This window comes from Labilibaculum sp. K2S (assembly GCF_030372765.1).
Taxonomy (GTDB): domain Bacteria; phylum Bacteroidota; class Bacteroidia; order Bacteroidales; family Marinifilaceae; genus Labilibaculum.
In genome coordinates this window covers 77,265-103,239 of record NZ_JAUCMW010000003.1, presented here as the reverse complement: position 1 = coordinate 103,239, position 25,975 = coordinate 77,265, and the positions used below count along the sequence as shown (strand labels likewise).

Sequence of the window (25,975 nt, the reverse complement as noted above, 5' to 3'; positions counted from 1 at the left end):
CAATAGGGAATTAATTCTCTATTTTTTTATATCACTTTTACACTTAAACTACAATTTCCAAAGACAAGATGTTAGAGAAATATCTAAAACACGAACAAGCAAGGAATGCGAAAGGAATCCCTGCTTTACCTTTAAACTCAGAACAGACGGTTGAATTGTGCAAACTGTTAGAAACTCCTCCAAAAGGAAACGAAGAGCTTCTATTACATTTATTTACTGAAAGAATAGCTCCTGGAGTTGATGATTCAACAAAAGTAAAAGCAGAGTTTCTTGGACAACTTTTAAAAGGCGAATTGAGTTCTCCAATCATCACAAAATCTGAAGCAATTCAAATTTTAGGAACCATGATGGGTGGTTACAATGTAACCGTATTGGTTGAGGCATTAAAAGATGAATCGTTAGCTGAAGAAGCCGCCCAAGCTCTTAAAGGCATAATTCTGGTATATGATTCGTTTCAAACGATAGCCGATCTTGCAAAGAACAACACAGCAGCTAAAAGTGTACTTGAATCCTGGGCAAACGCAGAGTGGTTTACTAAGCGTGCTGAACTGCCTGAAGAAATTAAATTAAAAGTTTACAAGGTAGAAGGTGAGATCAATACTGATGATTTTTCTCCTGCATCTCAGGCGTTTACCCGTCCAGATATTCCTTTGCACGCTTTAGCTATGGGAGCAGGACGTTTCGAAGATGGTATTGAAATTATTGCCGGCTGGAGAAAAGAAGGTCACAAAGTTGCTTTCGTTGGAGATGTTGTGGGTACAGGTTCATCGCGTAAATCTGCGGCAAACTCATTACTATGGCATATTGGAGAAGACATTCCTGCTGTGCCAAACAAGCGTACTGCCGGTGTGGTAATTGGTGGTGCTATTGCTCCTATTTTCTACAATACAACTCAAGACTCCGGAGGATTACCTATTATCACTGATGTTTCAGTTCTTAACACCGGTGACGAAATCATTATCAATAATAAAAAAGGTGAAATTACCCGCAATGGTGAAGTCGTTAGCACTTACTCCTTAGCCCCTGATACTTTATCTGATGAGTACCGGGCAGGTGGCCGAATTCCTTTGATTATTGGTAAAGCATTAACTGAGAAATCGCGTGAGTTATTAGGAATGCCTGCCACAGATATTTTTGCAGTTGCCAATAACCCAGAGCCAAAGGCTAATCAGGGGTATACAATGGCTCAAAAAATAGTTGGAAAAGCATGTGGCGTTGAGGGCGTGTTGCCTGGAGCTTCCTGCGCACCAAAAATGACAACCGTTGGTTCTCAGGATACAACCGGTCCTATGACCAGAGATGAGATCAAAGAATTAGCCTGTTTGAGTTTTGAAGCGCCAATGTTTATGCAGTCTTTCTGTCATACAGCAGCTTATCCTAAAGCAACAGACGTTACAATGCACAAAAGCTTACCTAAATTCATTTCTGAGCGTAAAGGTGTACCTTTAAAACAAGGTGATGGTGTTATTCACTCATGGTTAAACCGTTTGTTGATTCCTGATACTGTTGGTACCGGTGGTGATTCGCACACACGTTTTCCCTTGGGAATTTCGTTCCCAGCTGGTTCCGGTTTAGTTGCTTTTGCAGGAGCTTTGGGTTTTATGCCTTTGGATATGCCGGAATCTGTTTTAATCAAATTTAAAGGAAAACTAAACCCAGGTATCACTTTGCGTGATGTGGTAAATTCTATTCCTTATTTTGCAATTCAAAACGGACAATTAACTGTACCTAAAAAGAACAAAATCAATATCTTCAACGGTAAAATCATCGAGATGGAAGGTCTTGAGGATATCACTGTTGAGCAAGCTTTCGAACTGACTGATGCAACTGCTGAACGTTCTGCTGCAGCTGGATGTATCAAGTTATCCGAAGCTCGTGTTATCGAGTACGTGAAGTCAAATATAGCCTTGATGAAATCAATGATCAAGATGGGTTACGAAGATGCAGCAACTATTCAGAACCGTATTGATGCTTGCAACGAGTGGTTGGCAAATCCAGTATTGATCGCAAGAGATGAAAATGCTGAATATGCTGCTACTATCGAGATTGATCTTTCAGAAATTCATGAACCGATTCTTTGTTGTCCTAACGATCCTGATGATGTAAAATTACTTTCTGATGTTCAGAACACTGAAATTCAGGATGTATTCATTGGTTCTTGTATGACAAACATTGGTCACTTCCGCGCTTGTGAAAGAGTTTGGAAAGGCCATACACCAAGCGATAAGGTGAGAACATATATTGCTCCTCCTACCCGCATGGATCAGGCTGTATTGAAAGAAGAAGCAACTTTTGCAACCTTCTCTCAATTGGGTGTTCGTATTGAAACTCCAGGATGTTCACTATGTATGGGTAACCAGCTTCGTGTCCCTGATCATGCAAATGTTTATTCAACTTCGACCCGTAACTTCAATAATCGTATGGGAACAGGTGCGCAGGTTTATTTGGGTTCTGCCGAACTTGGTGCTGTTGTTTCTGTTTTGGGTAAATTACCTACTCCTGCTGAGTACATGGAAATTTACAAAGAAAAGATTCAAGCGGACGAAAAGGAAATTTACAAATACATGCAGTTCGACGAAATGGATATGGAGGATGCTCTTTATCAAAGAAGAGATCTGTAATCATATTTTCACATATTTAATTCTAAAGCCGATGTTTTTGCATCGGCTTTTTTTTTTGCGCCATTGTTTTTATAAATTAGACCATATCTTTAATCGAATGTGGCAAAACATCATCAATTGGCTCGAAAACAATCTGGTGACTTGTACTTTTCATAAACACTTTGGAATTGCATGTCCTGGTTGTGGCTTGCAAACTTCTTTGCTTGCTCTACTCAAAGGTGATATCTGGGAATCAATACACTTGTATCCTGCACTTATTCCTATGTTGAGTATGCTCTCTCTTTTACTTCTGCATTTAAAATTCAAATTTTCATGGGGCGCAATAATTTTGAAATATCTTTTCTTTCTATCAGTACTGTTAATACTCTTCTCATACATTTATAAAATCAGTTCCCATTACTAAAAATCAGTATGGAAAATAGTAATCAAACCTCAGACAATAAACAAGAAGTACTACCTAACTCATCAACCATTTTAGTTCTTGGGATCCTCTCCATCTTTTTATTCTGCTTTGCCGGAATTATCACTTTAACAATGGCGATAATTGCCTTAATTTTATCAAAGCAAGCTGCTAAATTGTATCAGGAAACACCTCATTTGTATACCTCAACCTCATGGAATAATGTTACTACTGGTAAAACATGTGCATTCATCGGACTTCTGCTTGTTGCTATTTCCTTTTTACTATTTGTAATTATTATTCTCATAGGAGCAGGATTTGCATTAAGTTTCTTTTCCAACTTTCTATAAGAATTAAAATAGTTAAGATACTTTGATAACAATTTTTATCTTTGCGGAATAATAAATAAATCAAATTCTCCAGATATAACTTTAGAGTAAAGTTAATTGGAGATTTTTTTGAATTATACCATGAACAAAACGGAAAGAATAAGGGCATTTGTTGAGTTAGGTAATTTTCTATCTCAGTTTTCATCAAAAGATGCAAAACGTGCTGAACACAGACTAAATTCAACATATTATGACGAATTTGAAGCCTTGCTTGACAGAGTCTCAAATGAGAATTTGTGGTTCACCCCACTCCATGTTCATGCATCCATAAATGGCATTTGCACTTTTTTAAAAGAACAAAAACTGACCGAATGGTTAAGCCGCTACTCTGTTTCCGATAAGAATACGCAAATTAAAGTTGCGGTAATCATGGCAGGAAACATACCTATGGTTGGATTTCACGACATGTTATCGGTATTAATATCAGGTCATTCTTTTATTGGAAAATTATCTTCAAAAGATAATCAACTACTCAATTTTATCTCAAAACTACTGATTGAAATCAATTCTGAATTCGAAGAACTAATTTCATTTCAATCAGAAAGATTAAGCGGAGAAAATAAATTTGATGCAATTATAGCTACCGGAAGCAATAATTCAGCCAGATATTTCGAAGCCTATTTCAAAAAATATAATCATATCATTCGTCGGAACAGAAATTCGGTTGCAGTATTATCTGGCAACGAAACCGATGAAGAACTGGAAGCACTTGGGAGAGATGTATTTTTATATTTTGGATTAGGATGCCGAAATGTTTCTAAAATATATGTCCCTGACGGATATAATTTGGTGCACCTTCTTGACTGCTGGAAAAATTATTCTTTTGTAAATGATCACAATAAATACGCAAACAACTACGATTATCAACGCTCAATGTTCTTAATGAATAGAATAGAACACCTTGATACCGGTTTCGTTCTTCTAAGTGAAAATACTGCAATTACCTCTCCGATAGGAGTTGTAAACTATGAATATTATTCCGAAATTAATGATCTAAAAATCAATTTAAACACGAATTCAGAACTTATCCAATGCATTGTAGGGAATGAAATCCCTAATGCAATTCCATTTGGGAAAGCGCAAGAGCCAGAACTATGGGATTATGCTGATAATGTGGACACAATGGAGTTTCTATCACAATTAAAATCAAAATAAAACCATGATATATATATTTAAAATAACCTCCCCAGAGGTCAAAAATTTTGTTCTTGAAATCGAAATTGATCATGAACAAACTTATTTAGAGTTTCACAATACCATTCAGGAAACAATTGGATATGATAATTCGCAAATGGCTTCTTTTTATCAGATTGGAGCCGATGAAGAAAGAGGATTGGAAATAGCTCTTTTCGAAATGAATACCGAAGATGATGACAATTTTAATGTTGTTGCAATGGATGTTGCAATGATACGTGAATTTGTTTCCTCTGAAAGACCTGAGTTAATTTATGTTTTTGATTTCTTCTCTGATCGTTTTTTCAATGTTCAATTAATCGAAAAAGGAATTTCAAAATCCAAAACAAAATATCCTAAATGCACTCTATCTAAAGGCGATGCTCCCGAACAAATTAAGATGGATGCAGAAGATTTTGAAGGTCTTGGATTCGGCGAATTTGAATCTCAATCTGAAAAAACAAAAACTGCCGACGATTATTTGGCCGATTTCGATGACGAATTTAACGAAGGCCCTGAATTTGAAAGTCTGGATGACTACGAAGACATTCTTTAGTAGTTAGTACAAACTTAAATTCTGCATTCAGCATATGCATAAATCGCAATTCATAACTCGTAATTCAAAATTCATAATTAACCCTAGATGTCTAAAACCCTGATTGTTTTACTGGGTCCTACAGGTGTTGGAAAAACCAATTTAAGCATTAAAATTGCGCAACATTTCAATACAGTAATCTCTTCTTCGGATAGCCGACAGGTCTATCGGGAAATGAGCATTGGAACTGCTGTGCCTGAAAAAGAACAGTTGGAGACAGTAGAACATCATTTTATTCATACCCATTCGATTCACGACTATTTTAGTTCCTGGGAATGCGAACAACAGACCTTAGACTTACTCGATCATCTTTTTAAAACAAAAAATGAAGTATTACTAGTTGGTGGCAGTATGATGTATATCGATGCGATTTGCAACGGTAGTGATGAAATACCGACTATTGATCCGGATTTGCGCAATGAAATTGCTGAGCGTGCCCAAAAAGAGGGAGTTGAATCATTGCGCATGCAGTTAAAACAACTCGATCCGGTGTTTTACAATCAAGTTGATTTGAAAAATGTAAAAAGAGTGATTCATGCGCTTGAGGTTTGTTTAATGACTGGTAAACCCTATTCCGAACTAAGAACAAACACTCGAAAAAAGAGAGATTTCAATATTGTTAAAATCGGTTTAAACCGAGACAGAGCAGAATTGTATGCAAGAATCAACTTACGGGTTGATTTAATGATGAAAGAAGGTTTGCTTGAAGAAGCACAAACCTTATTTGAATACCGTCATTACAACTCACTAAACACGGTAGGCTACAAAGAACTATTTGAATATTTAGCAGGAAATATTTCTCTTGATGAAGCCATTGAGTTGATCAAAAGAAATTCCAGAAGATATGCCAAACGTCAACTATCCTGGTTCAACAGAGACAAAGAGATTGAATGGTTTCATCCTGATCAGGAAGAAGAGATACTGCAATATTTAAAAAGACAAATTTCGTAATACCGATTATCTATTTAAATGGTATAAGAATCAATAGAAAACTAAACACACAAATTGAGAAGCCATATTCGTTCACCCTACATGAGTATTCAATACATACCCAACTCCTCTTACGGTATCAATTTGTAAAACCTTCTGATCTTTAAATAAATCTCTTAGCTTAGATAGCGTATTATGTAGGCTGGCATTGTTTTCCGGCACTAAAGAATGTTCCCATAGCTTTTCAAATAATTGATCTTTACTCACTATTTTGTTGGGATTTTCCATCAATAATTCCAATGCATTTTTTTCAAAAGGACTTAATTTCTTCAATAAATTATTTTCATGAAACAAATCATTCGTTTGCAAATCGAGTTGATAACCAGACACACTTAAGAATTGTCCTTGTTTATTAGTAGTAAAACGTTGAATGTAAGAAACAAGAACAGGAATTGATAATGGTTTTGGTATGTATGCATTTCCTCCAATATTTATCCCCCGGATTATAAAATCATCTTCGGTATGTGAGGAGACAAACAACAGAGGGATATGTGGGTGTTTTGCGATAATATCCTGAGCTTTATCCATTCCGTTCTCTTTACCTATTTCCACATCGAAAATAATAATATTCGGCGCAAGAGTCTGTACAATCGAATCAATTCCCAGCAGTGTGTTTTGAAAATGCACTTTATAATTGTAATCGGTCTCTAGTATGGTCGTAACAAAACTTCCTAAATTGAGATCATCATCCACAAATAGTACTTTTAACTGTTCCATTTACACTTCTTTTCAATTGCTTAAATAATAACTTTTTCAGGAAGAACAATGCAAAATGTACTGCCTTTTCCAAGCTTACTTTCTAATCTGATGCGCCCTTTGTGGGCTTTTACTATTTGTTGGGTAAAAGCCAAACCAATACCATGTCCCTTGCTGTTGTTATCTGCACGGTAAAATTCCTGAAAAATTTTCCTTTGCTCTTTTTGAGGAATCCCTTTGCCCGAATCTGCAATACAGATGTGTAACTGTTTTTGTTCCCGAATCGCTTTAATTTCCAGTTTTGCACATGCATCCGAATATTTAAAGGCATTATCCAACAAATTTCGTAAGGTTGCTTCGAAATAAAGTGGATCTACATGAATATCTAAATTTTCAGAAATGGACAGCTTGCATTCAGCTTGTTTATCTTGATAGACAAGCTCCAATTCCGAAAGTAAATCTCTACACATTTGCGCCAAATTACAGGGCACACACTCCAATATAATTTTCTTTTTCTTCGCACGAAATAGGGTTAATAAAATCTCCATTTTATGGATCAGTTTAGAGACATTGTTACTTGCATTCCTGAGCTGTTGCTGCATGGCTGGTTGTTGTTCTTTGCCTGCCAGGTAATCAATTAAAGTATAAACATAGGATAAAGGCGATTTTAAATCATGCACAATACCACTCACGGCTCGTTCGCGCCACTGCAAATGTGCCACTTGTTGTTGAAATGCCCACAACAGCCACAGCATAAAAATTGCGACTAAAATAACAGCTAATGCTGATATGCCTATGGAATATACCATTTCCCGTAAAAAAGGAAAGGTTTTCAACTGAAAACAGGCCGTAAAAACATAGGTTCCTTTTGTACCTAAGGGAAGACGAACATGTAATGTTGAGGGGGAGTTTATCCATGCCTTACCCATTTCTTTTCCAATATACAAACTATCGATGGCCAGATCTTTTTCCTGGAGTTGCATACGATAAGCTCGTATCTTTTCGATTTCAAAAAAATTATGTTGAAACAGTGAATCAACAACTTTTAGTTGAAAATTTTCGTTTGATAAGCTGATATCTGTAAATGAAGCTTCTATCAATTTTCCCAAAGCAAAACTAGGAATGTATTTTTTTGTGCTAATATCAAATTTTCCTAATACCTCTGAAGTATCTTTGTTTATTTCTTTATTTGGTGTTTCCTTCAATGAAACAGTAGCCACATCTGGTTTAGTCGGATTTGGAGTACTATATCCTTGCAAGGCATGAAAATTTATTATCCCATATAAAGAACTCTCAACCTTCGATGTAAACCCCTGTTTTTCTTGCTCCAATTGCTGCCGTAACCACAAAACCTGCGAAAAAACAAGCATTGCAAGCACCAATACTGCCATTATACTGAGTCGTTTGAACAATTTGCTTTTCATAACATAAAGATATCTTTCTTTTCATAAAAGAGTAATGCATTCTTTGTTAGAACAATTCTAAATTGTGTTTTTATCACAAAAAACACTTCAAATTTCTAATCAGAACAGACTGACTATCCTAATCAAATTATAATCGAAACCTAACAATCAGATTAGAAAGAAGATAAACTCAGCCATATCCTATTAATACAAGGCTTATTTCTTTTTTGCATCAAATTTAAACTGTATTCTATTTATTTAAGGATAATTATATGTTTGTTTTTGATTAGAAAACTACCTGCCCCTCAATTAGATTCCTAATTACAAGCAGTTAGAAAACTAATTGTTTATTTCGGTTTTTGACTTTAGATTTAAGAGAGTTTTAAATGAATGGTTCACTTAAAAAAAGTAAAAATCATGAAAACAAAAAAAGAAAGCAAAGTGATTAAGGAACTAAATCGAAACGAATTAGCTTTAACGAAAGGGGGAAATGAAAGAGCATATATTATCGTAATTATTGATGGAAAGGAAGTGAGAATATATGTGTGATAGAATGAAACTAAACAGAAAAAATAACCCAATTGATATGACAATCTACTTTTTAGGGAAAAATAATTTAGGAAAGTAGCCGCCCCGGATTACGCATGAATATAAATCCATCCTCTACCGGAGGCGGCTATAGTAGTAATAGTTATCATAAGCAAGGACAAAGCTACTTCATGGAGGTGAATTTTGCAATTGTAAAAGGAATGGACATTTAGAAAAAAAATACCAACATTATGAAATTTAAAATTTTAAACCAGCCTGAAACTCTTGATAATGAAACCCTAAGCCAAATAAAAGGAGGTGGTTGTGGATGTCAATCATGTAATCATTGTAACTGCAAAAAAAATAAAGGCGACTTAGAACCGGGAAAAGATAGTTACTCTATCTCGCTATCCTAAACAATTAAGGCTGTCAAGTTAAAAAAAAGAATCTTGGCAGCCTTACAAATCGCAAATTCTATATAAATTCACACATCTCATGATCTGGTCAAAATACAATTTTTCTTTTGAAAAAGAACAAATTACCTATTTGTACAATTCAAGGACAAATGCACTGATTTCAACAACAGAAGACGAAACTAAAATAGCTTTAGATCAAGCAAAAGACGGAAATTTATCAATGCTAGATCCCGACTCCTTAGCTTTGCTAAAAAATGGTAAATTTATTTCATCTCAAGAAGATGAGGACTCCTTTTTTTACGAAAAAAAACATAACTACTATACTTCCGTTTTCTCTAAAGAAATACTAAATTTAACAATATTAACAACCCTTAACTGCAATTTTAAATGCCCTTATTGTTACGAAAAAGATACTTTAAACACCCAAAATCTATCTCCTGAAATTGAAAAAGCAATAATCTATTTAGCGAAGAAATTCCCAAACATTAATAAAATCAAAATAACATGGTATGGAGGAGAACCCCTTTTAAATTTTGATTCAATAAAGAGACTTACGTTAGAACTTGAAAAACTAAAAAAACCTATTGAACACAACATTGTGACCAATGGTTATCTATTAGATGACAGAATGTCTTTTTTTAACACACGAAACTTAGAAAGTATTCAAATAACAATAGATGGTTTAGCAGAAACTCATAATAAAAAACGAATTCTAAAAAATAATAACGGAACATTTGATAGAATACTTGCAAACATAGAAAACTTCATTAAATTAAATTCTGCATGCAAAGTATATATCCGATGCAACATTGATGAATCAAACGAAAATGAATTTAGCCAACTGTATCATTTTTTAAACAAAAAATTTAATTTTGAAAAAAGATTAATTATATACACTGCTTTCGTCCGAAATGACAACGGAAGATGCAATAATGTTTTTATTGACAGTGATAAAGAAGCTGAATTTTTCATTCAAAATTTTGAAAAAGAGAACATTAAAAATTTAAGCTTTAAACCAAGATTAACATTAGGTGGTTGCGGAGCTAATAATCTTCTTTTCTTTGTTATCACTCCTAATGGAGATATGTATAAATGCTGGAATGACATTGGGAGATCTGATTATCAAATAGGAAATATACTTGATAATGGGATCTATCTTAACGAAATTACAGATAAATACCTTTTAGGTCCAAGTATATATACAGATCCAGAATGTAAAAACTGCTCTTTTTTTCCAATATGTAGTGGTGGTTGCTCCCATAAACGAATTCAAAACCTACTTCATAATGAGAAATACAATTTATGTACATACGCAAAAAATCATCTCGAAAAGTTTCTTGAATTAAATTACTTAAAATAATAGTTAATGCATCGGTATTTACTCACCTTATTATTTATAGTTCAAACTTTTGCCTCCTACCCCTCAAATCTGAGAGGTAGGGTTATCGATGATCAAGCTATTTCTCTCGAATACTTTACTGCAGCTATTCTATCACCACAAGATTCCAGTATTTTAACAGGAGGTGCATTTATCGATGGAAATTTTGAGTTTTTAAATATAAAGGCCAACCAATGTCTCCTGCAATTATCGTGCGTTGGCTACCAATCAGTAACTTTCCCCGTCGATTTCTCTCAAAATTCTTCTGTTGACCTGGACACGATTTCAATGAAAAGTTTGGAATTGAATGAAGTTACGGTTTTAGCAAAGCGACCAACTTTTAAACAGGTTGAAGGAAGGTTGATTATCGACATAAAAGGAACTTCGCTCAGCCAGGCAGGCGATCTTTTTGATGCTTTAAAACGAAGTCCGGGTTTAATTGTTGATAATGACAACAATATTTCAGTACTGGGAAAAGGAAGCCCCATTGTATTCATAAACAACCGTGAAGTTCAAAATAAAGCAGAAATTGAAAGCCTTCAGTCCGATGATATTGCCAACATAGAAATTGACCGGAACCCTTCGGCAAAGTACAGTGCATCCGGAAAGGCTGTAGTCCAAATTAAAACAAAGAAAATCACAAAAGACAAAGTTAATCTTCAATTGCACCATCGCTCCTATTTTGCCAGAAGATACCGGAACTCGAATGGCATTCAGCTTAGCAGTAAAATTGGTAAAACAACAAGTTCTATCAATTACTCTTACAGCGATTACAAATACAAAAACTACGAAGATGCTTATGAAATTAACCATCAGGAAAACTATACAATTAAAAATCAAAATTATTCTGCAAGAAAAGCCAGATCATTAAATAACAATCTGTTTGCAAGTATAAACCAAGAGATTAACACCAGACACAATATTGGGTTTCAATATTCATACATTTCGAACGAAAGGAATCAGAAATACAAAGCAGATCAGCTCATTGACAAAACGAATGAAGAAGAAATCGTGCGGAACATCCTTAAAAATGCAGATGAGAAGAATGATTTACAGACCTACAATCTTAACTATGAGTTCAAGATCGACAGTCTGAGATCCTTATCGGTGATTGGTGATTATACAAGATCTAAGGATGAATCAATCGAAGACATCAACGAACAAAATATCACCAGTGCTTCGAATTTGAAAACCTTACTCAACAACCGAAACGATTACGATATTTCCAGTGCTAAAATAGATTACCAAACACCCATTTTTAAGTCTTTTAAGCTGCAGTCCGGAGTAAAACTATCCAAAGTGAAAAATGATGGGAAATCCAATTCGATAAATCAAAACTCAAATCAGGAAAACTACAAAACACAAGATCAAATTAAGGATGGTACAGTGGCAAGCTATTTTACGGTAGAAAAAGACTTTAACCAATTCAAACTGCAAGGAGGTTTGCGTTTTGAATACACCAATACAGACATTCGTTCGGATGAAAAAACCGTATTGGATTCGACTTATGGCAATTGGTTTCCTACGTTATTGGTGAATCGAAAATTCTCTGAGAAACTGGATGTGACATTGAGCTACGCTAAAAAAATTGATCGCCCCAATTTTAATGAATTGAGTACTGATATTACCTATTTCGATTCTCTCTCCTATAGTGTTGGAAATCCTGAGATAAAACCTAGCCTCAGTCACAATATCGATTTCACTTTGGGTCTATTTCGGGTTATTTCAGTAAATATAGGATACAGATATGAGAAAAACGCTCGAATACTAAGCGCACTTACTTCCGAATCAAATCCAGACATCGTAAAATATACACCTGTAAACATTAATAAGGCTCAATATTTTTCGGCAAACATAGATTACAATTACTCCCTAAAAAAATTCACCAGCACCATTAGTTTAGGTGGAGAAAAACCAATGATGGAAATTCCATATTTAAACACAGCTCGAAAAATAAGAAAAGCATCGTGGTATTTTCAAACGAATAACGACTACTCCATTACTGATAAAACCAGTGTTTTCGCCAACTTTTCATTCAGCAGCAACAGTGAAGAGTTAATGACTTATTATGACAGAACATATAAATTATCTCTGGGGTTTAACACTTCGTTTTTTGAGAAAAAACTACAATTATCACTCTTGGCTAATGATATTTTAAACTCATCGGACAATGCGTGGGAAGACAGATACGATAATATTATAGCAGGATCAATTCCTGACCATGACAACACGTGGGCGCGGATTTCAATCAAATACAATTTCAATCATTTTAGAGGAGGCCTCAAGAAGAAATCTGCCAGCGAAAGTGAATTAAACAGACTGTAAAAGATACGATGCTACTCTTGTTCAAATTCCTATTCGTAAAACCCTTTTCCAAACACCCCAAATTCATCTTTCCTCAGTACTTTGTGTTTCCAAACGGCATCCATAAATCCGATTCCATATGCGAACATCTGTACAAAACTTGCGGCAAGCGCTTTTATTGCAATGGCAAACGATTTGCTTTTTGTGAGTGCATCAGTAAACACAAGAAAAGCGTATAAAAGCACTGGGAAAGCAAAAATTCGGTGGAAAGCTATCCCTAAAACGAATGCTCCAATTGTTGCCACAACCACAATACCTGCGAAAAAATGATCATTGTCTTGTATACGAAAGGCTTTACACACGAACTTTTCGCAGAATAAAAGAATATTACTTTTCATAAAAAAAACAATTATTTCATCATTAGAACAATTCTAAATTGAATTTTCAATCCAAAAAATACATTTTTTTTTCTAATCAAAACAGACCCTTTTCCTAATCAAATTGCAATAGGAATCTTATCCGATGATTAGAAAAGAACCAACACTTGCTATTTGCTATTTTCAACAGCTCCCCTGTCTCTCTTCACTATTTTGTTCGACATATATTTTGTTTTAACTAATCATTTCACCTGCTTTTGATTAGAAAACAGCTTCCAATTTGCTGAGATTTCTAATCACAAGCAATTAGTAAGTTAATCGTATTTGTTGAATTTAGGTTTTAGTTTTAAAAGAAGTTTACAACGAATATTTCATCAAAAAAAGCAAAGCATTTAAGACTCTAAATCAAAATGAATTGGCACAACTTAAAGGTAGACAGGAATATTATGTTGTTATAGATGGAAAAGCGGTTAGGATATATGTATAATAGAAAAGAATCTAACTAAACAGAGAAATTAACCCAGTATAATATGACAATCTACTTTTTAGGATAAAATAAATATGGAAAGAAGCCCCTGTAGGCTAACAATAAGACAAACAAAACCTCTTCAGAAAGTGACAACGGTAGTCAAAGCTATCTGAAAATAAGGGCTAAGCTACTATACAGATTTTAACCTTACATAACTAAAAAGTATTAAAATGAAAAACAAGAATAGAGATTTAAATGCTAAACGAATGCTTTCACCATTGTGCCTTGTCTTCGCCTTTATTGCAATTCTCGTCACAACAGGATGTAATAACAATAATAATTCAAACGAAAAAACGACAATAATTAATATTGAGCCTGAAACAATATTAAATGGCACCATCCCTGACTCACCTGATTTGGTAGAGTGCATGGAAGCAACCGACGAAAATACCAATGAAAAATATTATCTGGCATTACATCATATTAAAGGATTTGAGTATGAAAAAGGATATAGATATCGACTCAAAGTCATAATAACCCAAGGAGACTCAAGACTGGATATACCAACAGAAAATTTTAAACTTATAGAAATACTATCAAAAATAAAGATTCAAACTGACGAATAACAACAATCCCTTTCCCCATTAATAAATTCATATTATGAAAAGAAACATTTTAAATTCAACTTTAATAGTAAGCTTATGCTTAGTATTATTTTCGTGTTCTCAGGAAGAAATAGATGAAACGACAAGTAAAGTAACTTATTCCCCGGAACTAATAACCCTTGAATCAGGAGTTGTCGTAGAAAAGCAAGGAGATAATTATCTTTGGGAAGGAGATATCCTATTATCTCCCACCCAATTAAAAGCATTGAATGACAGTGGAACAATATTTATTGAAGCAACAAAAAATCCGACACCAATAACTTCATTAAATCCTGTTACAAACCTACCAGGAAATTTATCTTCTGAAAATGGAGAACAGACAAAAGCTTTAGGTATATATCCTACGGCATATAATCTTTGGGCTATGGTACGTTTTACATACAATGCTAATTTAACCCCCACCCAGAAGTCTCGTATTAAAACAGCTCTTTTGGACATTGAATCAAGAACTAATATTAGATTTTACAACGCAACCGGGCAACCAATCGTTGATCCTACATATGGTTTTGCTTATCCATATGTAGACTTCAAAGCCATAGGAAATGAAGATACAAGTCAGTCATATATTGGCCGAATTGGAGGAAGACAAGAGATTAGTCTTGCTGATTTTGCTTTCTATTATTACAGTACTGGAGTTATAGAACATGAAATATTACATGCATGTGGTATGTTACACGAACAATGCCGCAAAGACAGAGACAATTATGTGACTATTAACTCATCAAATTTAACCTCAAAAGGTAAAAGTCAATTCACTAAAAGAACTACTAATTATCATATGATTGGAAGTTATGACTTTAATTCAATCATGGGTTATTCTTCAATGACATCCAGTCGGAGTGTAGTTGTAAGTACAAGTGAACCAATGTACACAAAAAAAGATGGTAGTCATATCCATCAAGGAAGTATTCCGTCTGATTTAGACAGACGTTGGGTTAATTCCTTATACTTACCCTATATTGCCCGGTCTGATGTGTACCGTGAATTAGATGCTGTTGTATATAAATCTGACAATACCGTTATGACAGCATCAGAAAGACTATCCTTGCAAGCTCAGTTAAATAATGGGGTTTCAACCCCTCCAGCGGGTGGCCGAATATCTAATGAATTTTAAGCAGGCATAATTTATTAATTTTACATATTGCCGGGAACGTTTTTGGGGGAAATGGATTTACTCCCGGCAATTTTTTTTCATCCAAATATTCCTAAAATATACAAGAAAAAACAATCTACAAAAAATCAATTTTCTGGCGAGAAGTTTGATCGGGTTCAAGACCATTTTACAGATAAAAAAAGATTTCTGCAATTCGATTCCTGCTACAAAATTGCAGATTAATTGCTAATTTTCACTCTATACGATACTTCGGACATGAATTAATGAATAAACACGCAACCAATTCAATAAAATAACGTCTTAAAAAAATAAGACAAATTCTAAATTCAAAAAAAATGAAAACTTATTTGACAATTATTCTATCGCTTTTATTCCTTTCTGGATGCCTAAAAGATGATGACAACACTCCCGAAATAACTATCGATTGGGATAATTATGCGTATGCAATGAAGTGGACTGAAATTGGGAGCAAGACTGGAGAATCTGATTGGCAAAATATATCTGAGGGACAAAATTTGACCTTTTTTACTAATTCTATTGATGATGAACTTGGATTGCCCAACCATGGAATCATTCAATATAAACCAAGCGTCAATATAAATATAAAGGACAAAACGATCTATTCAAGAACAGATAGTACATTCGTACTTTATTTGTATCCAGATACAACAGAGGCCGATACAATATATCTGGCTTATGAGCTTTCGGATAGTTCGACCTTAGTGATATCAGACACAACAGTAAGCCCTACTACCCAAATTAAATACAGAAGAGACAATTAAAATGTACTGTCTCAATTTTTATCTCAGTGCATAATTCTGACACAAGCTACTGAATGTCCGTAAAATAAACGCAGTGAATTTATATCAATATTGAAATGATATTTTTAAACCCATCGGACAATGCGTGGGAAGACAGATACGGTAATATTATAGCCGGATCAATTCCTGACCATGACAACACGTGGGTGCGGATTTCAATCAAATACAATTTCAATCATTTTAGAGGAGGCCTCAAGAAAAAATCTGCCAGCGAAAGTGAGTTAAACAGACTGTAAAAGATAAGATGCTGCTCTTGTTCAAATTCCTATTCGTAAAACCCTTTTCCAAACACCCCAAATTCATCTTTCCCCAGTACTTTGTGTTTCCAAACGGCATCCATAAATCCGATACCATAAGCGAACAGCTGCACAAAACTTGCGGCAAGCGCTTTTATTGCAATGGCAAACGATTTGCTCTTTGTGAGTGCATCCGCAAACACAAGAATAGCGTACAAAAACACTGGGAAAGCAAAAATTCGGTGAACAGCAATCCCTAAAACGAATGCTCCAATTGTTCCCAAGGCAAATAAAGATGGGAACAGAAAGAAAATCTTGAAGGTTTCCGGATAATGTTTAGAGATGATGTATCGGGTTTTTCCAAATCCGAAAACCTGCTTGTAGAATTTTTTAAAGGAGATTCTCCGCTTATGAAACACATATGCTTCGTGAATCAAACGAGTCTCAAAACCACGCTTAATTACCTCGATAGCAAAAACCATATCTTCGCCCGGATGCATAGTAGTTACCGGAAATCCACCGGTATCTTCATAAACTGCTTTCGAAAAGCCCAGATTAAAACTGCGGGGATGAAATTTGTGAACCTGCTTCTTCCCTCCCCGGATTCCACCGGTGGTGAAAAAAGAAGTCATGGCATAGGAAACTGCTTTCTGGAAATCCGAGAAATCGTCCATAGCACCATCGGGGCCACCATAACAATCCACAAAATTCTCGCTTAGCTCCTTACGAATGGTCTGCATGTATTGAGGAGGAAGAATACAATCGGAATCGAAAAACAGGTAATAATTCCCTTTTGCTCTGGCCAATCCGTAGTTACGCCCAATACTGGGGCCTTCGTTTTGTTTGAAGAAATAGGATATATTTATTCGGTCGCGGTACGTATCACAAAGCTCTTCACTTTTTATCGATGAACCATCTTCTACAACAACCAATTCAAAATCTTTAAAAGTTTGCTCGGATAAACTATCAAGCAGTTCTTTCATCTCATCCGGACGATTGTACACCGGAATAATAATCGAAAATTTAATTTCTTCGGTCATCTTATCGTTTTTGATTGAAATAGAAAATTTCATTCATTGGCAAGCGATACTTTTCAGCCAAATCAGAAGAAATTTCTTTTGCATATTGAGATTGGGAAACAGAAAATCCCAATTTTGACAACTTATCGGCATAATCCAAACCATACAAGCGAACATGATCTTTTTGACGGTACAGTCTTTCCCTCTCCTTGGGATCCGTAACCGTTGGATCTTCCATCGTTACCGGATTTTTGGTATCCATGGGAACTTGTAAAATGGCAAATCCATCTGATTTTAAAACCCGGTAAATCTCACTCATGGCTTTTGCATCGTCGGTAACATGTTCCAACACATGATTACAGATCACCACATCGTATGATGCTTCGGGAAAGGGAATTTCCTGCACATCGAAATGCACATCAGCAATGGGAGATTCCAAATCGGCCGTGGTATAATCAAGATTAGCCAGCTTTCTAAAGCGTTTGTAAAAGCATTGTTCGGGAGCTATGTGCAGAACCTTAAGTTCCTTCGTGAAAAACTCTGTCTTTTCATTTAGATACAACCACATCAACCTGTGGCGTTCCAACGAAAGACATTTCGGACACAAAACATTATCACGTCCGGAAGCTTTTGTATATCCGTAAGGAAGGAATTTTCTGAACCGTCCTCCACATACCGGACATTCAACTTTATTTCCAATAAGAAATACAGCAAGTATACGATTCATTATCAGACTCATTCGAATCAAAATCGGACGAGGAAATATTTGCAGTAAAATTCGAATGATTCTCTTTATCATTTGGGCTTCGTAAGTTTTTCAAAAAACTATAAATATCAGTTAGAATTAATTCATAATTCCTCACTCATAATTTATACTTCGACTTAGATTTCTTTTTCGATTTGGTAGGTGTTGCGCTCTGATGAGCTGCGACTCACCAATTCTGCAACAAATCCAGTAAGGAATAGTTGAGTACCAATAATCATTGTTGTTAATGCAATAAAAAAGTACGGACTATTGGTTACGCGGGGGGCTATTTCTCCTAAACTCATGCTGTACAGTTTCTGAGCGCCAATCCACGCAGAAGCAAAAAAGCCGACCAAAAACATGAATGTTCCCAGTAATCCAAAAAAGTGCATTGGCTTTTTACCGAACTTGCTAATAAATGTAATGGAAAGGAGATCAAGGAAACCATTGATAAAGCGACTCAAACCAAACTTGGTTACGCCATATTTTCGTTCCTGATGCTGAACCACTTTTTCTGTGATTTTAACAAAACCTGCTTCTTTAGCCAAAATCGGAATGTATCTGTGCATTTCGCCATACACCTCAACACTTTTCACAACCTTTTTCTGATACGCTTTTAAACCGCAATTAAAATCGTGCAGTTTAATACCAGACATGGCTCTTGCTGTTCTATTAAAAAATTTACTTGGAATTGTCTTGGAAATTGGATCGTAACGCTTCTGCTTCCATCCTGAAACCAAATCAAAACCATCTTCTTTTATCATACGATACAACTCAGGAATCTCATCCGGAGAATCCTGAAGATCTGCATCCATGGTAATAACAACATCACCTTTAACAATTTCGAATCCCCTATAAAGAGCGGCCGATTTCCCGTAATTCCGTCTGAATTTAATTCCCCGAACAGAAGAATACTTAGTTTGTAAATCCTCTATCACAGTCCAAGAGGTATCATTACTACCGTCATCAACTAAAACAACCTCATAGCTAAAACTATTTGCCTGCATCACCCGATCAATCCAGGCCAGTAATTCAGGAAGCGATTCTTCCTCATTATACAAAGGAACTACAACAGAGATATCCATATTTAAATTTTACTGATTATTCGATTCGTTAAATTTATCAATAGAGTTCTTACTAAACAAATTTCTGTTCTGACGAAAGAAAAAAGCCAAGATAAGAGAAAAAAACAGTCCTGACAGAGCTTTACTGAACCACTGTCCAACGGCAAATAATCCAGGTGTGATATTTTTATAGATCCCCATCAGTAAATCGATATCTTTTTGCTGATATCCCATTTCATGCAAGCCCTTCTCGAGAAAAATTATGGCTTCTTTAATAATAGACGTATCAAAAAAACTTGTTAAAACATAAATGAAAATGGAATAAAATAGGGATGCAAATCCTATAATAAGGACTCCGGTTGCTAATGCTTTACCATAGCTAATTGCACCCCCCAATTCATCGTCCCTATATTTTTTCACACCAAAAAATATACCGCTAACGATTAAAAATAGATTTATGGATCGAAGATTCGGATCAAAATTAACAGATAAATCTTTTAGGTAAATCACAAAGGCTGCTAAAATTAGTGCTCCTCCAACCAATGCTCCAAAAAGAAAAGTATGTCTAAGTAACGAATTTTTAAAAATCTGCATGAATATTAAATTTGTTTTTCGAGCACAAAGATATCCGTTTTTACTAGAAAGCCGTACTCAAAAAAGCATAATTCTGATTTCAATTGCTCATTGTTTAGATCCAAAATGAATGATTCCTAAAAAAAAACATCGTTTCAAAAAAAAATTATTTCTCTGAGAATAAAACCATTGGCTATTCACCACTGAAAATTTAGATAAGAAGTTGCATAATTTGTTTGCGAGGAATCAAGATTTTTCTACTTTTGTCGTCGGGTAAGCACTATGCGACTAGCTCCTACTGAATCCCCCCAGGGTCGGAAGGCAGCAAGGGTAGGTGGTCGAAGCAGTGCGACGTAGCTGTTTACCCACTTTTTATACTCCATCATTTGTATAAAAATGCCGATATAGCTCAGTTGGTCAGAGCAGCTGATTTGTAATCAGCAGGTCGCGGGTTCGAATCCCCCTATCGGCTCCAATAAAATTAAAAGAAAGCTTTCGGGCTTTCTTTCGTTCTTTACAAGATTATTTGAAGGGTCGTTTAACCTTCAAAAAAGTAACAAAACGCCGATGTAGCTCAGTTGGTCAGAGCAGCTGATTTGTAATCAGCAGGTCGTGGGTTCGAATCCCTCTATCGGCTCAATTAAAGGAGAATATCTCATTTGTTACTGCCGTTGTAGCTCAGGGGTAGAGCGCTTCCTTGGTAAGGAAGAGGTCATGAGTTCAATTCTCATCAATGGCTCAGAATATTTTGCCGATGTAGCTCAGTTGGTCAGAGCAGCTGATTTGTAATCAGCAGGTCGTGGGTTCGAATCCCTCCATCGGCTCTTTTTTTTACCCCCACCAACTTCATATTTTTCGAATCTCTATGATGCGAGAGTAGTTTCGCGTCTCTATGTTTTATTTCATGAGTTCAAAACATTTACTGTTCTTTGTATGTAAAAGAAATTAGTGTATTTTCGTTTTGAACAAATAACAAACTAAAAATCGTAAAATGAAGTTTTTTATCGACACAGCAAATCTTGATCAGATTAAAGAAGCGCAGGATTTAGGAATCCTTGACGGCGTTACCACTAACCCATCTCTTATGGCTAAGGAGGGTATCAAAGGGGAAGTAAACATCAAAAAGCACTATGTTGATATTTGCGAAATTGTAGATGGTGATGTAAGTGCTGAGGTTATTGCAACCGATTTTGAAGGAATGATTTCTGAGGGCTTGGAATTAGCCGCTCTTCATCCACAAATTGTTGTGAAGGTTCCTTGTACCAAAAATGGTATTAAAGCAGTAAAATACCTAAGCTCACAGGATATCAGAACTAACTGTACTTTGATATTCTCAGTAGGTCAGGCATTGTTAGCGGCTAAAGCGGGTGCAACATATGTATCTCCTTTTGTTGGCCGTTTAGATGATATTTGTACTGATGGTATTGACTTAATTCGTCAAATTGTTGACATGAACAGCTACTATGGTTTCGAAACTCAGGTTTTGGCCGCTTCCGTTCGTCACACCATGCACATGGTGCAATGTATCGAAGCTGGTGCTGATGTTACAACCAGTCCTCTTAGTGCCATTACAGGCCTGTTAAATCACCCTTTAACCGATAAAGGTTTGGAGCAATTCCTTGCTGATTACAACAAACTAAATGGTTAAACATTACATGATATTATAAAAGGAGTGCTTAAGCACTCCTTTTTTTTGTTTGTACTAAATTTCCAATCCATCCAGTACTCCCAACTCTTTCCTTTTCAAACAACAAAATAAATAAGCATCACGACATTAGCTATTTCAAAGAATCTTTTATCTTTATCCTTCATAACACCCAAAACCACTACAAATGCTTTTAAAATTGTATCCTGACAACCCCAATCATAGGGAATTCAGGAAAATTGCTGACATCTTAAAGGATGGCGGAATTATCATCTACCCAACTGATACCGTCTATGCTATTGGTTGTGACATAAACAATAATAAAGCCATACAAAAGATTGCTAATTTAAAAGGAATTAATGCTGAACAAGCAAATTTCTCCTTAATATGCAGTAGCTTGAGTAATTTGTCTGAGTACGCCAAGGTCAACAATACAACCTTTAAAATGATGAAGAAAAATTTACCTGGAGCCTTCACATTTATACTTCAGGCAAGTAGTAATGTTCCTAAATTGTTCAAGAGTAAAAAGAAAACTGTTGGTATTCGCGTACCTGATCATTACATTCCAATAAGTATTGTTGAGGAATTAGGAAATCCGATACTTACTACCTCAATTCATGATCCGGATGAAGTTGTTGAATACACCACCGATCCTGAATTAATTCATGAGAAATACAACAAACAAGTTGATCTTATTATTGATGGAGGTTACGGCAGAAACACTGCTTCTACAATTGTTGACTGCACGACTGATTCATTTGAAATTATCCGACCAGGAATTGGTGAGTTGATACTATAAAACCAAACTTAAAAAGCAATGCCATCAACTGAATATTGACGGCATTGTTTTTAGTAATTATCTGGAAGCCGCAATCTCTGATGATCTCAGCAAACTAACACGAAGAGCTACATGACCATCCGGCTTATTGCCTATCAATTCGGGTCTGAATCCTGCTTCTTCAAGCTCTGACTTTACCAAGCCGATTAACTCCGGACTTGCATTGTTAAAATGATGAGTTGCAACAATACTTCCCTTATTAAATTTATTCTCAAATTCGTCAATAATTTTCCGCGTATCCTGCTTGTATTTTGCCATCTCTTTCTCAATTAGATGATTGTACTCTGTAATTTTTTTCATGAATTTTAATTATAATGTTATCCAAAATGAACAAGACGCAATATTAATTAAAATAAAACAAAATAATTACAAACAACATGCTAAAACCATTAAATTCTTACACGAACAAATCGTTTTTAAACACAAAAATCACATTAACACACTTACCAAAACAGACCACAACAAACATAACATATTAAGAATTGAGAATTGTCTAACCGAAATAATCCTGTTGCTCTAACGCTTAATGTTTCCAAAAAGAAGGGGAAAATAATATTAGCACTGTAAATAATTCCAATCGGCCAAGCAGCATTAAAAAGGATAAAAACCATTTTGCCAATGCAGGCAGGTGAAAGAAATTTTCCATTGGCCCAACCTCGCCAAATCCAGGACCAATATTACCAAGCGTTGTTGCTACAGCACTAAATGCTGAATAAATATCAGGAGTCCATAAAGACATTAATATTGAGGATATCATGAAAATGATAATATAGAAAACAAAGAATGCCAGAATGTTGGTAACTGTTTTTTGATCTACGACATGTCCGTTGTAACGAATTGGAATTACTGCATTCGGATGTACCAAACGTTTGAGCTCGTAAAAACTATTTTTGAAAAGCAATAAAATCCGCACTACTTTTACTCCTCCTCCTGTTGATCCAGCTGACCCTCCAACAAAAAATAATACAAAAACAAGCATTCCTAAAAATGGTGTCCAAAGCAGATAATCGGCAGTTGCATAACCTGTGGTGGTTATAATTGAAACTACTGTAAACAAACTGTCGCGAAAAGCCCGTTCGAGTCCAAAATTATCTCCAACAACCAAAACAGCTGTAATAATACCAGTAAACATTACAACTACCAATGCATAAAAACGAAACTCCTCATCCTTAAACATCTTTGAAGCTTTTCCTGTTACCATCGCATAAGCAAGGGTAAAATTGGTTCCGGCCACAAACATGAAAAAGATAATAACATATTGCAAATAAGGGGATGTAAAGAAACCCGCACTGGCTTGCTTGGTTGAATAACCACCTGTAGCCATAGTTGTTAACGAATGATTAATTGCATCGAAAAAATTCATTCCACCAATAAAAAGCAGAATAGTTTCAGCGAAAGTAAACAAAATGTATAATCCCCATAAATGACGAGCGGTCTCTTTAATTCTAGGAGTTAATTTATCGGGTGCTGGACCGGGAACTTCAGCAATAAACAACTCTCGTCCTCCAATGCCTAAGGTTGGAAGTATTGCAAGAAACATCACAATAATCCCCATTCCACCCATCCATTGAGTGAGTGATCGCCAAAAAAGAATTCCGTGAGGCAGTTCTTCAATATTATTAAGTATAGAAGAACCAGTAGTTGTGAAACCAGACATCGTCTCAAAAAAGGCATCGGTAACCGATGAAATAGCTCCGCTAAAAAGGTATGGCAGACAACCAAATATTGAAAAAACCACCCAAACGATGCTTACAATAATATAGCCTTCTCGTTTCCCAAGGTCTTTTCCGACGCCCCTTGAAAGCATATAACTCATTCCTCCAACAGTAAAAGTAATCAGAATAGACTTCACGAAAGCCAAACTATCAGGTTCTTGATACAACAGCGAAACCAATAGTGACAAAAACAAGAAAAAGCTTTCCCCAATCAGGAGTTTACCTAGAATATTTAGAATTATTTTGTGCTTTACCACTTTAATTACCTTAATTTTTAACCAAAGATATAATTCTAAGGTTTTTTTTAATAATGTCTATTGATTCTTCCAGAAAGAAGGAATAAAAATAATTAAAAAGGTGAATAACTCTAATCTACCTAGTATCATTAAAAATGAAAGTATCCATTTACCGGCTTCCGGTACAGACGCAAAATTATTCATGGGACCAACAACTCCTAATCCCGGGCCAATTCCTCCCATAGTTGTTGCAACTGCACCCATAGCCGAAATTAGATCCAACCCAATTAGAGTCATAGCAAAACAACCAATAAAAAAAACCATAATGTACAAAATAACAAAAGCCAGAATTTTAGAAATCACATCCTGTCCCACCATCTCCTTATTATAACGAACCGGTAATACTGCCGAAGGATGAATCATTCGCTTAAATTCCAGTATACTGTTTTTGAAGAGAAGTAAATGTCGAAGAATTTTAACTCCTCCCGATGTAGAACCAACACAAGCACCTGTAAACATCAAACCAAAAATGAGGAATACTAAATATGGATGCCACAACGAATAATCTGCACTCACAAAACCTGTACTTGTAATTATTGAAGTAACTTGAAATAAAGCATCACGAAATGATTTCTCGAAAGGCCCGTGGTCCAAATAAACTAAGGTCAAAGTAATTATACTTGTTACCAATATAATTAAACCGGTATACACTCTAAATTCCTGATTCTTCCAAACCTTATTCAACTTTCCTTTTATTGCAAAGTAATGAAGAGTAAAATTTACCCCGGCTAAAAACATAAAAACAATAAGCACATACTGGATGTAAGGAGAATAATTAACAATACTCGAATTTTTCGTAGAAAACCCACCCGAAGCTAATGTCCCGAATGAATGACAAACAGCATCAAACAAATCCATTTCTCCAAATACCAAAAATAAGGTTTCCACTGCAACCAAAAGCATGTATATACCCCAAAGACGTTGTGCTGTTTCTTTAATACGCGGGTGTAATTTATCAGTAGTAATCCCTGCGGCCTCAGCATTAAACATAGCCATTCCTCCAATTCCAAAAACGGGTAAAACAGCAACAGTTAACACCAAAATCCCCATTCCACCCAATAAATGAGTTAAAGATCTCCAAAATAAGATGCCATGAGGTAAAGCTTCTATATCATTCACAATTGAAGCGCCGGTAGTAGTAAAGCCTGATATGGTTTCAAAAAACGCATCGGTGAAATTTGGGATGTATCCACCCAAAAGGAATGGAAATGCTCCAAAGATAGAGAAGACAACCCAAACCAAGCTTACAACCAAAAATGCTTCCCGTTTACCAATATCTCTGCTGCAACCCCGGGTATACAGATATACAATACCCCCAAGTAAAAAGCAAATACCCGCAGATTGTACAAAGTATATAAAATCACCCTCTCCATATAAAAGGGCTACAGCGGAACTAATAATCAGGAAAAAACTTTCCACGATCATTAAAACCGACATCACATAAAAAACAAATTTCCAGTTGAGCATTGAGAACCAGTTTATTTTACAATTTCCAAAAAGGAAAA

General features: G+C 35.5%; 26 protein-coding genes, 4 tRNA genes and 1 other RNA gene. 21 read left to right on the top strand and 10 right to left on the bottom strand.

Features of this window, described 5'->3' with window-relative positions:
• Positions 1–68 precede the first annotated feature (68 nt).
• The 6 genes from QUH73_RS06110 to miaA all read left to right on the top strand — a co-directional run bounded on the left by QUH73_RS06110 (position 69) and on the right by miaA (position 6,129).
• Positions 69–2,621: a bifunctional aconitate hydratase 2/2-methylisocitrate dehydratase gene (locus QUH73_RS06110; protein WP_289529561.1), complete on the top strand. Its 2,553-nt coding sequence runs from the start codon at positions 69–71 to the stop codon at positions 2,619–2,621.
• Positions 2,593–3,024 carry a DUF2752 domain-containing protein gene (locus tag QUH73_RS20860; protein ID WP_442913392.1) on the top strand — a complete coding sequence of 144 codons (432 nt, stop codon included), beginning with the start codon at positions 2,593–2,595 and terminating at the stop codon, positions 3,022–3,024. Before QUH73_RS06110 ends, QUH73_RS20860 begins: the two co-directional genes overlap by 29 nt.
• 8 nt (positions 3,025–3,032) lie before the next feature.
• On the top strand, positions 3,033–3,371 hold the full coding sequence (locus QUH73_RS06105; RefSeq protein WP_289529560.1) for a CCC motif membrane protein: 339 nt from the start codon (positions 3,033–3,035) through the stop codon (positions 3,369–3,371).
• Between the two features lie 120 nt (positions 3,372–3,491).
• A complete protein-coding gene (locus QUH73_RS06100) occupies positions 3,492–4,565 on the top strand; it encodes an acyl-CoA reductase (protein WP_289529559.1) in 1,074 nt (357 codons plus the stop codon).
• Positions 4,566–4,569: 4 nt separating this feature from the next.
• The gene (locus tag QUH73_RS06095; RefSeq protein ID WP_289529558.1) at positions 4,570–5,139 is read left to right on the top strand and encodes an IS1096 element passenger TnpR family protein; all 570 of its coding nucleotides are present in this window, start codon (positions 4,570–4,572) and stop codon (positions 5,137–5,139) included.
• Between the two features lie 87 nt (positions 5,140–5,226).
• Positions 5,227–6,129, top strand: coding sequence for a tRNA (adenosine(37)-N6)-dimethylallyltransferase MiaA (miaA, locus tag QUH73_RS06090; RefSeq protein ID WP_289529557.1), 903 nt, complete (start codon positions 5,227–5,229; stop codon positions 6,127–6,129).
• Positions 6,130–6,201: 72 nt separating this feature from the next.
• On the opposite strand, the gene QUH73_RS06085 is transcribed toward miaA, so the two are convergent.
• Both QUH73_RS06085 and QUH73_RS06080 read right to left on the bottom strand, forming a co-directional pair.
• Positions 6,202–6,885: a response regulator transcription factor gene (locus QUH73_RS06085; RefSeq protein WP_289529556.1), complete on the bottom strand. Its 684-nt coding sequence runs from the start codon at positions 6,883–6,885 to the stop codon at positions 6,202–6,204.
• Positions 6,886–6,905: 20 nt separating this feature from the next.
• Positions 6,906–8,288 carry a sensor histidine kinase gene (locus QUH73_RS06080; RefSeq protein ID WP_289529555.1) on the bottom strand — a complete coding sequence of 461 codons (1,383 nt, stop codon included), beginning with the start codon at positions 8,286–8,288 and terminating at the stop codon, positions 6,906–6,908.
• A 396-nt stretch (positions 8,289–8,684) separates the two neighbouring features.
• Here QUH73_RS06080 and QUH73_RS06075 point away from each other — a divergent pair, with 396 nt between their 5' ends.
• From QUH73_RS06075 to QUH73_RS06065, 4 genes are all read left to right on the top strand, one after another.
• Complete coding sequence (locus QUH73_RS06075; RefSeq protein WP_289529554.1) at positions 8,685–8,816, top strand: hypothetical protein; 132 nt, start codon at positions 8,685–8,687, stop codon at positions 8,814–8,816.
• Between the two features lie 230 nt (positions 8,817–9,046).
• Positions 9,047–9,211: a ComC/BlpC family leader-containing pheromone/bacteriocin gene (locus QUH73_RS20855; protein WP_442913391.1), complete on the top strand. Its 165-nt coding sequence runs from the start codon at positions 9,047–9,049 to the stop codon at positions 9,209–9,211.
• A gap of 79 nt (positions 9,212–9,290) precedes the next feature.
• A complete protein-coding gene (locus QUH73_RS06070) occupies positions 9,291–10,571 on the top strand; it encodes a radical SAM/SPASM domain-containing protein (protein ID WP_289529553.1) in 1,281 nt (426 codons plus the stop codon).
• 6 nt (positions 10,572–10,577) lie between these two features.
• Complete coding sequence (locus QUH73_RS06065; RefSeq protein WP_289529552.1) at positions 10,578–12,914, top strand: outer membrane beta-barrel family protein; 2,337 nt, start codon at positions 10,578–10,580, stop codon at positions 12,912–12,914.
• A 29-nt stretch (positions 12,915–12,943) separates the two neighbouring features.
• On the opposite strand, the gene QUH73_RS06060 is transcribed toward QUH73_RS06065, so the two are convergent.
• Positions 12,944–13,291 (bottom strand): hypothetical protein, encoded by a 348-nt coding sequence (locus tag QUH73_RS06060; protein WP_289529551.1) that lies wholly within the window; start codon positions 13,289–13,291, stop codon positions 12,944–12,946.
• A gap of 678 nt (positions 13,292–13,969) precedes the next feature.
• Here QUH73_RS06060 and QUH73_RS06055 point away from each other — a divergent pair.
• The 4 genes from QUH73_RS06055 (at position 13,970) to QUH73_RS06040 (ending at position 16,575) form a co-directional block, all read left to right on the top strand.
• Entirely contained in the window at positions 13,970–14,365 is a 396-nt protein-coding gene (locus tag QUH73_RS06055; RefSeq protein WP_289529550.1) for a DUF4377 domain-containing protein, read from the top strand.
• A 34-nt stretch (positions 14,366–14,399) separates the two neighbouring features.
• Entirely contained in the window at positions 14,400–15,518 is a 1,119-nt protein-coding gene (locus QUH73_RS06050) for a M12 family metallopeptidase (protein WP_289529549.1), read from the top strand.
• A gap of 335 nt (positions 15,519–15,853) precedes the next feature.
• The gene (locus QUH73_RS06045; RefSeq protein WP_289529548.1) at positions 15,854–16,300 is read left to right on the top strand and encodes a hypothetical protein; all 447 of its coding nucleotides are present in this window, start codon (positions 15,854–15,856) and stop codon (positions 16,298–16,300) included.
• A 95-nt stretch (positions 16,301–16,395) separates the two neighbouring features.
• Positions 16,396–16,575: a hypothetical protein gene (locus QUH73_RS06040; RefSeq protein WP_289529547.1), complete on the top strand. Its 180-nt coding sequence runs from the start codon at positions 16,396–16,398 to the stop codon at positions 16,573–16,575.
• Positions 16,576–16,604: 29 nt separating this feature from the next.
• On the opposite strand, the gene QUH73_RS06035 is transcribed toward QUH73_RS06040, so the two are convergent.
• The 4 genes from QUH73_RS06035 to QUH73_RS06020 form a co-directional block, all read right to left on the bottom strand.
• Positions 16,605–17,615, bottom strand: a complete 1,011-nt coding sequence (locus QUH73_RS06035; RefSeq protein ID WP_289529546.1) for a glycosyltransferase — start codon at positions 17,613–17,615, stop codon at positions 16,605–16,607.
• 1 nt (position 17,616) lies between these two features.
• On the bottom strand, positions 17,617–18,393 hold the full coding sequence (locus QUH73_RS06030; RefSeq protein WP_289529545.1) for a class I SAM-dependent methyltransferase: 777 nt from the start codon (positions 18,391–18,393) through the stop codon (positions 17,617–17,619).
• A gap of 83 nt (positions 18,394–18,476) precedes the next feature.
• Positions 18,477–19,424 (bottom strand): glycosyltransferase family 2 protein, encoded by a 948-nt coding sequence (locus QUH73_RS06025; protein ID WP_289529544.1) that lies wholly within the window; start codon positions 19,422–19,424, stop codon positions 18,477–18,479.
• A 9-nt stretch (positions 19,425–19,433) separates the two neighbouring features.
• Positions 19,434–19,997 (bottom strand): DUF4199 domain-containing protein, encoded by a 564-nt coding sequence (locus QUH73_RS06020; RefSeq protein ID WP_289529543.1) that lies wholly within the window; start codon positions 19,995–19,997, stop codon positions 19,434–19,436.
• A gap of 251 nt (positions 19,998–20,248) precedes the next feature.
• On the opposite strand from QUH73_RS06020, the gene ffs reads away from it, so the two are divergent.
• The 7 genes from ffs (at position 20,249) to QUH73_RS05985 (ending at position 22,420) form a co-directional block, all read left to right on the top strand.
• Positions 20,249–20,345, top strand: an RNA gene (ffs, locus tag QUH73_RS06015) — signal recognition particle sRNA small type.
• Positions 20,346–20,374: 29 nt separating this feature from the next.
• A tRNA-Thr gene (locus QUH73_RS06010) sits at positions 20,375–20,451 on the top strand.
• An 88-nt stretch (positions 20,452–20,539) separates the two neighbouring features.
• Positions 20,540–20,613, top strand: a tRNA-Thr gene (locus QUH73_RS06005).
• Positions 20,614–20,643: 30 nt separating this feature from the next.
• Positions 20,644–20,715: transfer RNA gene (locus QUH73_RS06000), tRNA-Thr, on the top strand.
• 11 nt (positions 20,716–20,726) lie between these two features.
• A tRNA-Thr gene (locus QUH73_RS05995) sits at positions 20,727–20,800 on the top strand.
• Positions 20,801–20,967: 167 nt separating this feature from the next.
• Complete coding sequence (gene fsa, locus QUH73_RS05990; RefSeq protein ID WP_101308812.1) at positions 20,968–21,624, top strand: fructose-6-phosphate aldolase; 657 nt, start codon at positions 20,968–20,970, stop codon at positions 21,622–21,624.
• A 184-nt stretch (positions 21,625–21,808) separates the two neighbouring features.
• Positions 21,809–22,420 carry an L-threonylcarbamoyladenylate synthase gene (locus QUH73_RS05985; RefSeq protein WP_289529542.1) on the top strand — a complete coding sequence of 204 codons (612 nt, stop codon included), beginning with the start codon at positions 21,809–21,811 and terminating at the stop codon, positions 22,418–22,420.
• Between the two features lie 57 nt (positions 22,421–22,477).
• On the opposite strand, the gene QUH73_RS05980 is transcribed toward QUH73_RS05985, so the two are convergent.
• From QUH73_RS05980 to QUH73_RS05970, 3 genes are all read right to left on the bottom strand, one after another.
• Positions 22,478–22,759 carry a hypothetical protein gene (locus QUH73_RS05980; protein ID WP_289529541.1) on the bottom strand — a complete coding sequence of 94 codons (282 nt, stop codon included), beginning with the start codon at positions 22,757–22,759 and terminating at the stop codon, positions 22,478–22,480.
• Positions 22,760–22,982: 223 nt separating this feature from the next.
• On the bottom strand, positions 22,983–24,431 hold the full coding sequence (locus tag QUH73_RS05975; RefSeq protein ID WP_289529540.1) for a TrkH family potassium uptake protein: 1,449 nt from the start codon (positions 24,429–24,431) through the stop codon (positions 22,983–22,985).
• A gap of 57 nt (positions 24,432–24,488) precedes the next feature.
• A complete protein-coding gene (locus QUH73_RS05970) occupies positions 24,489–25,937 on the bottom strand; it encodes a TrkH family potassium uptake protein (RefSeq protein ID WP_289529539.1) in 1,449 nt (482 codons plus the stop codon).
• Positions 25,938–25,975: the final 38 nt, after the last annotated feature.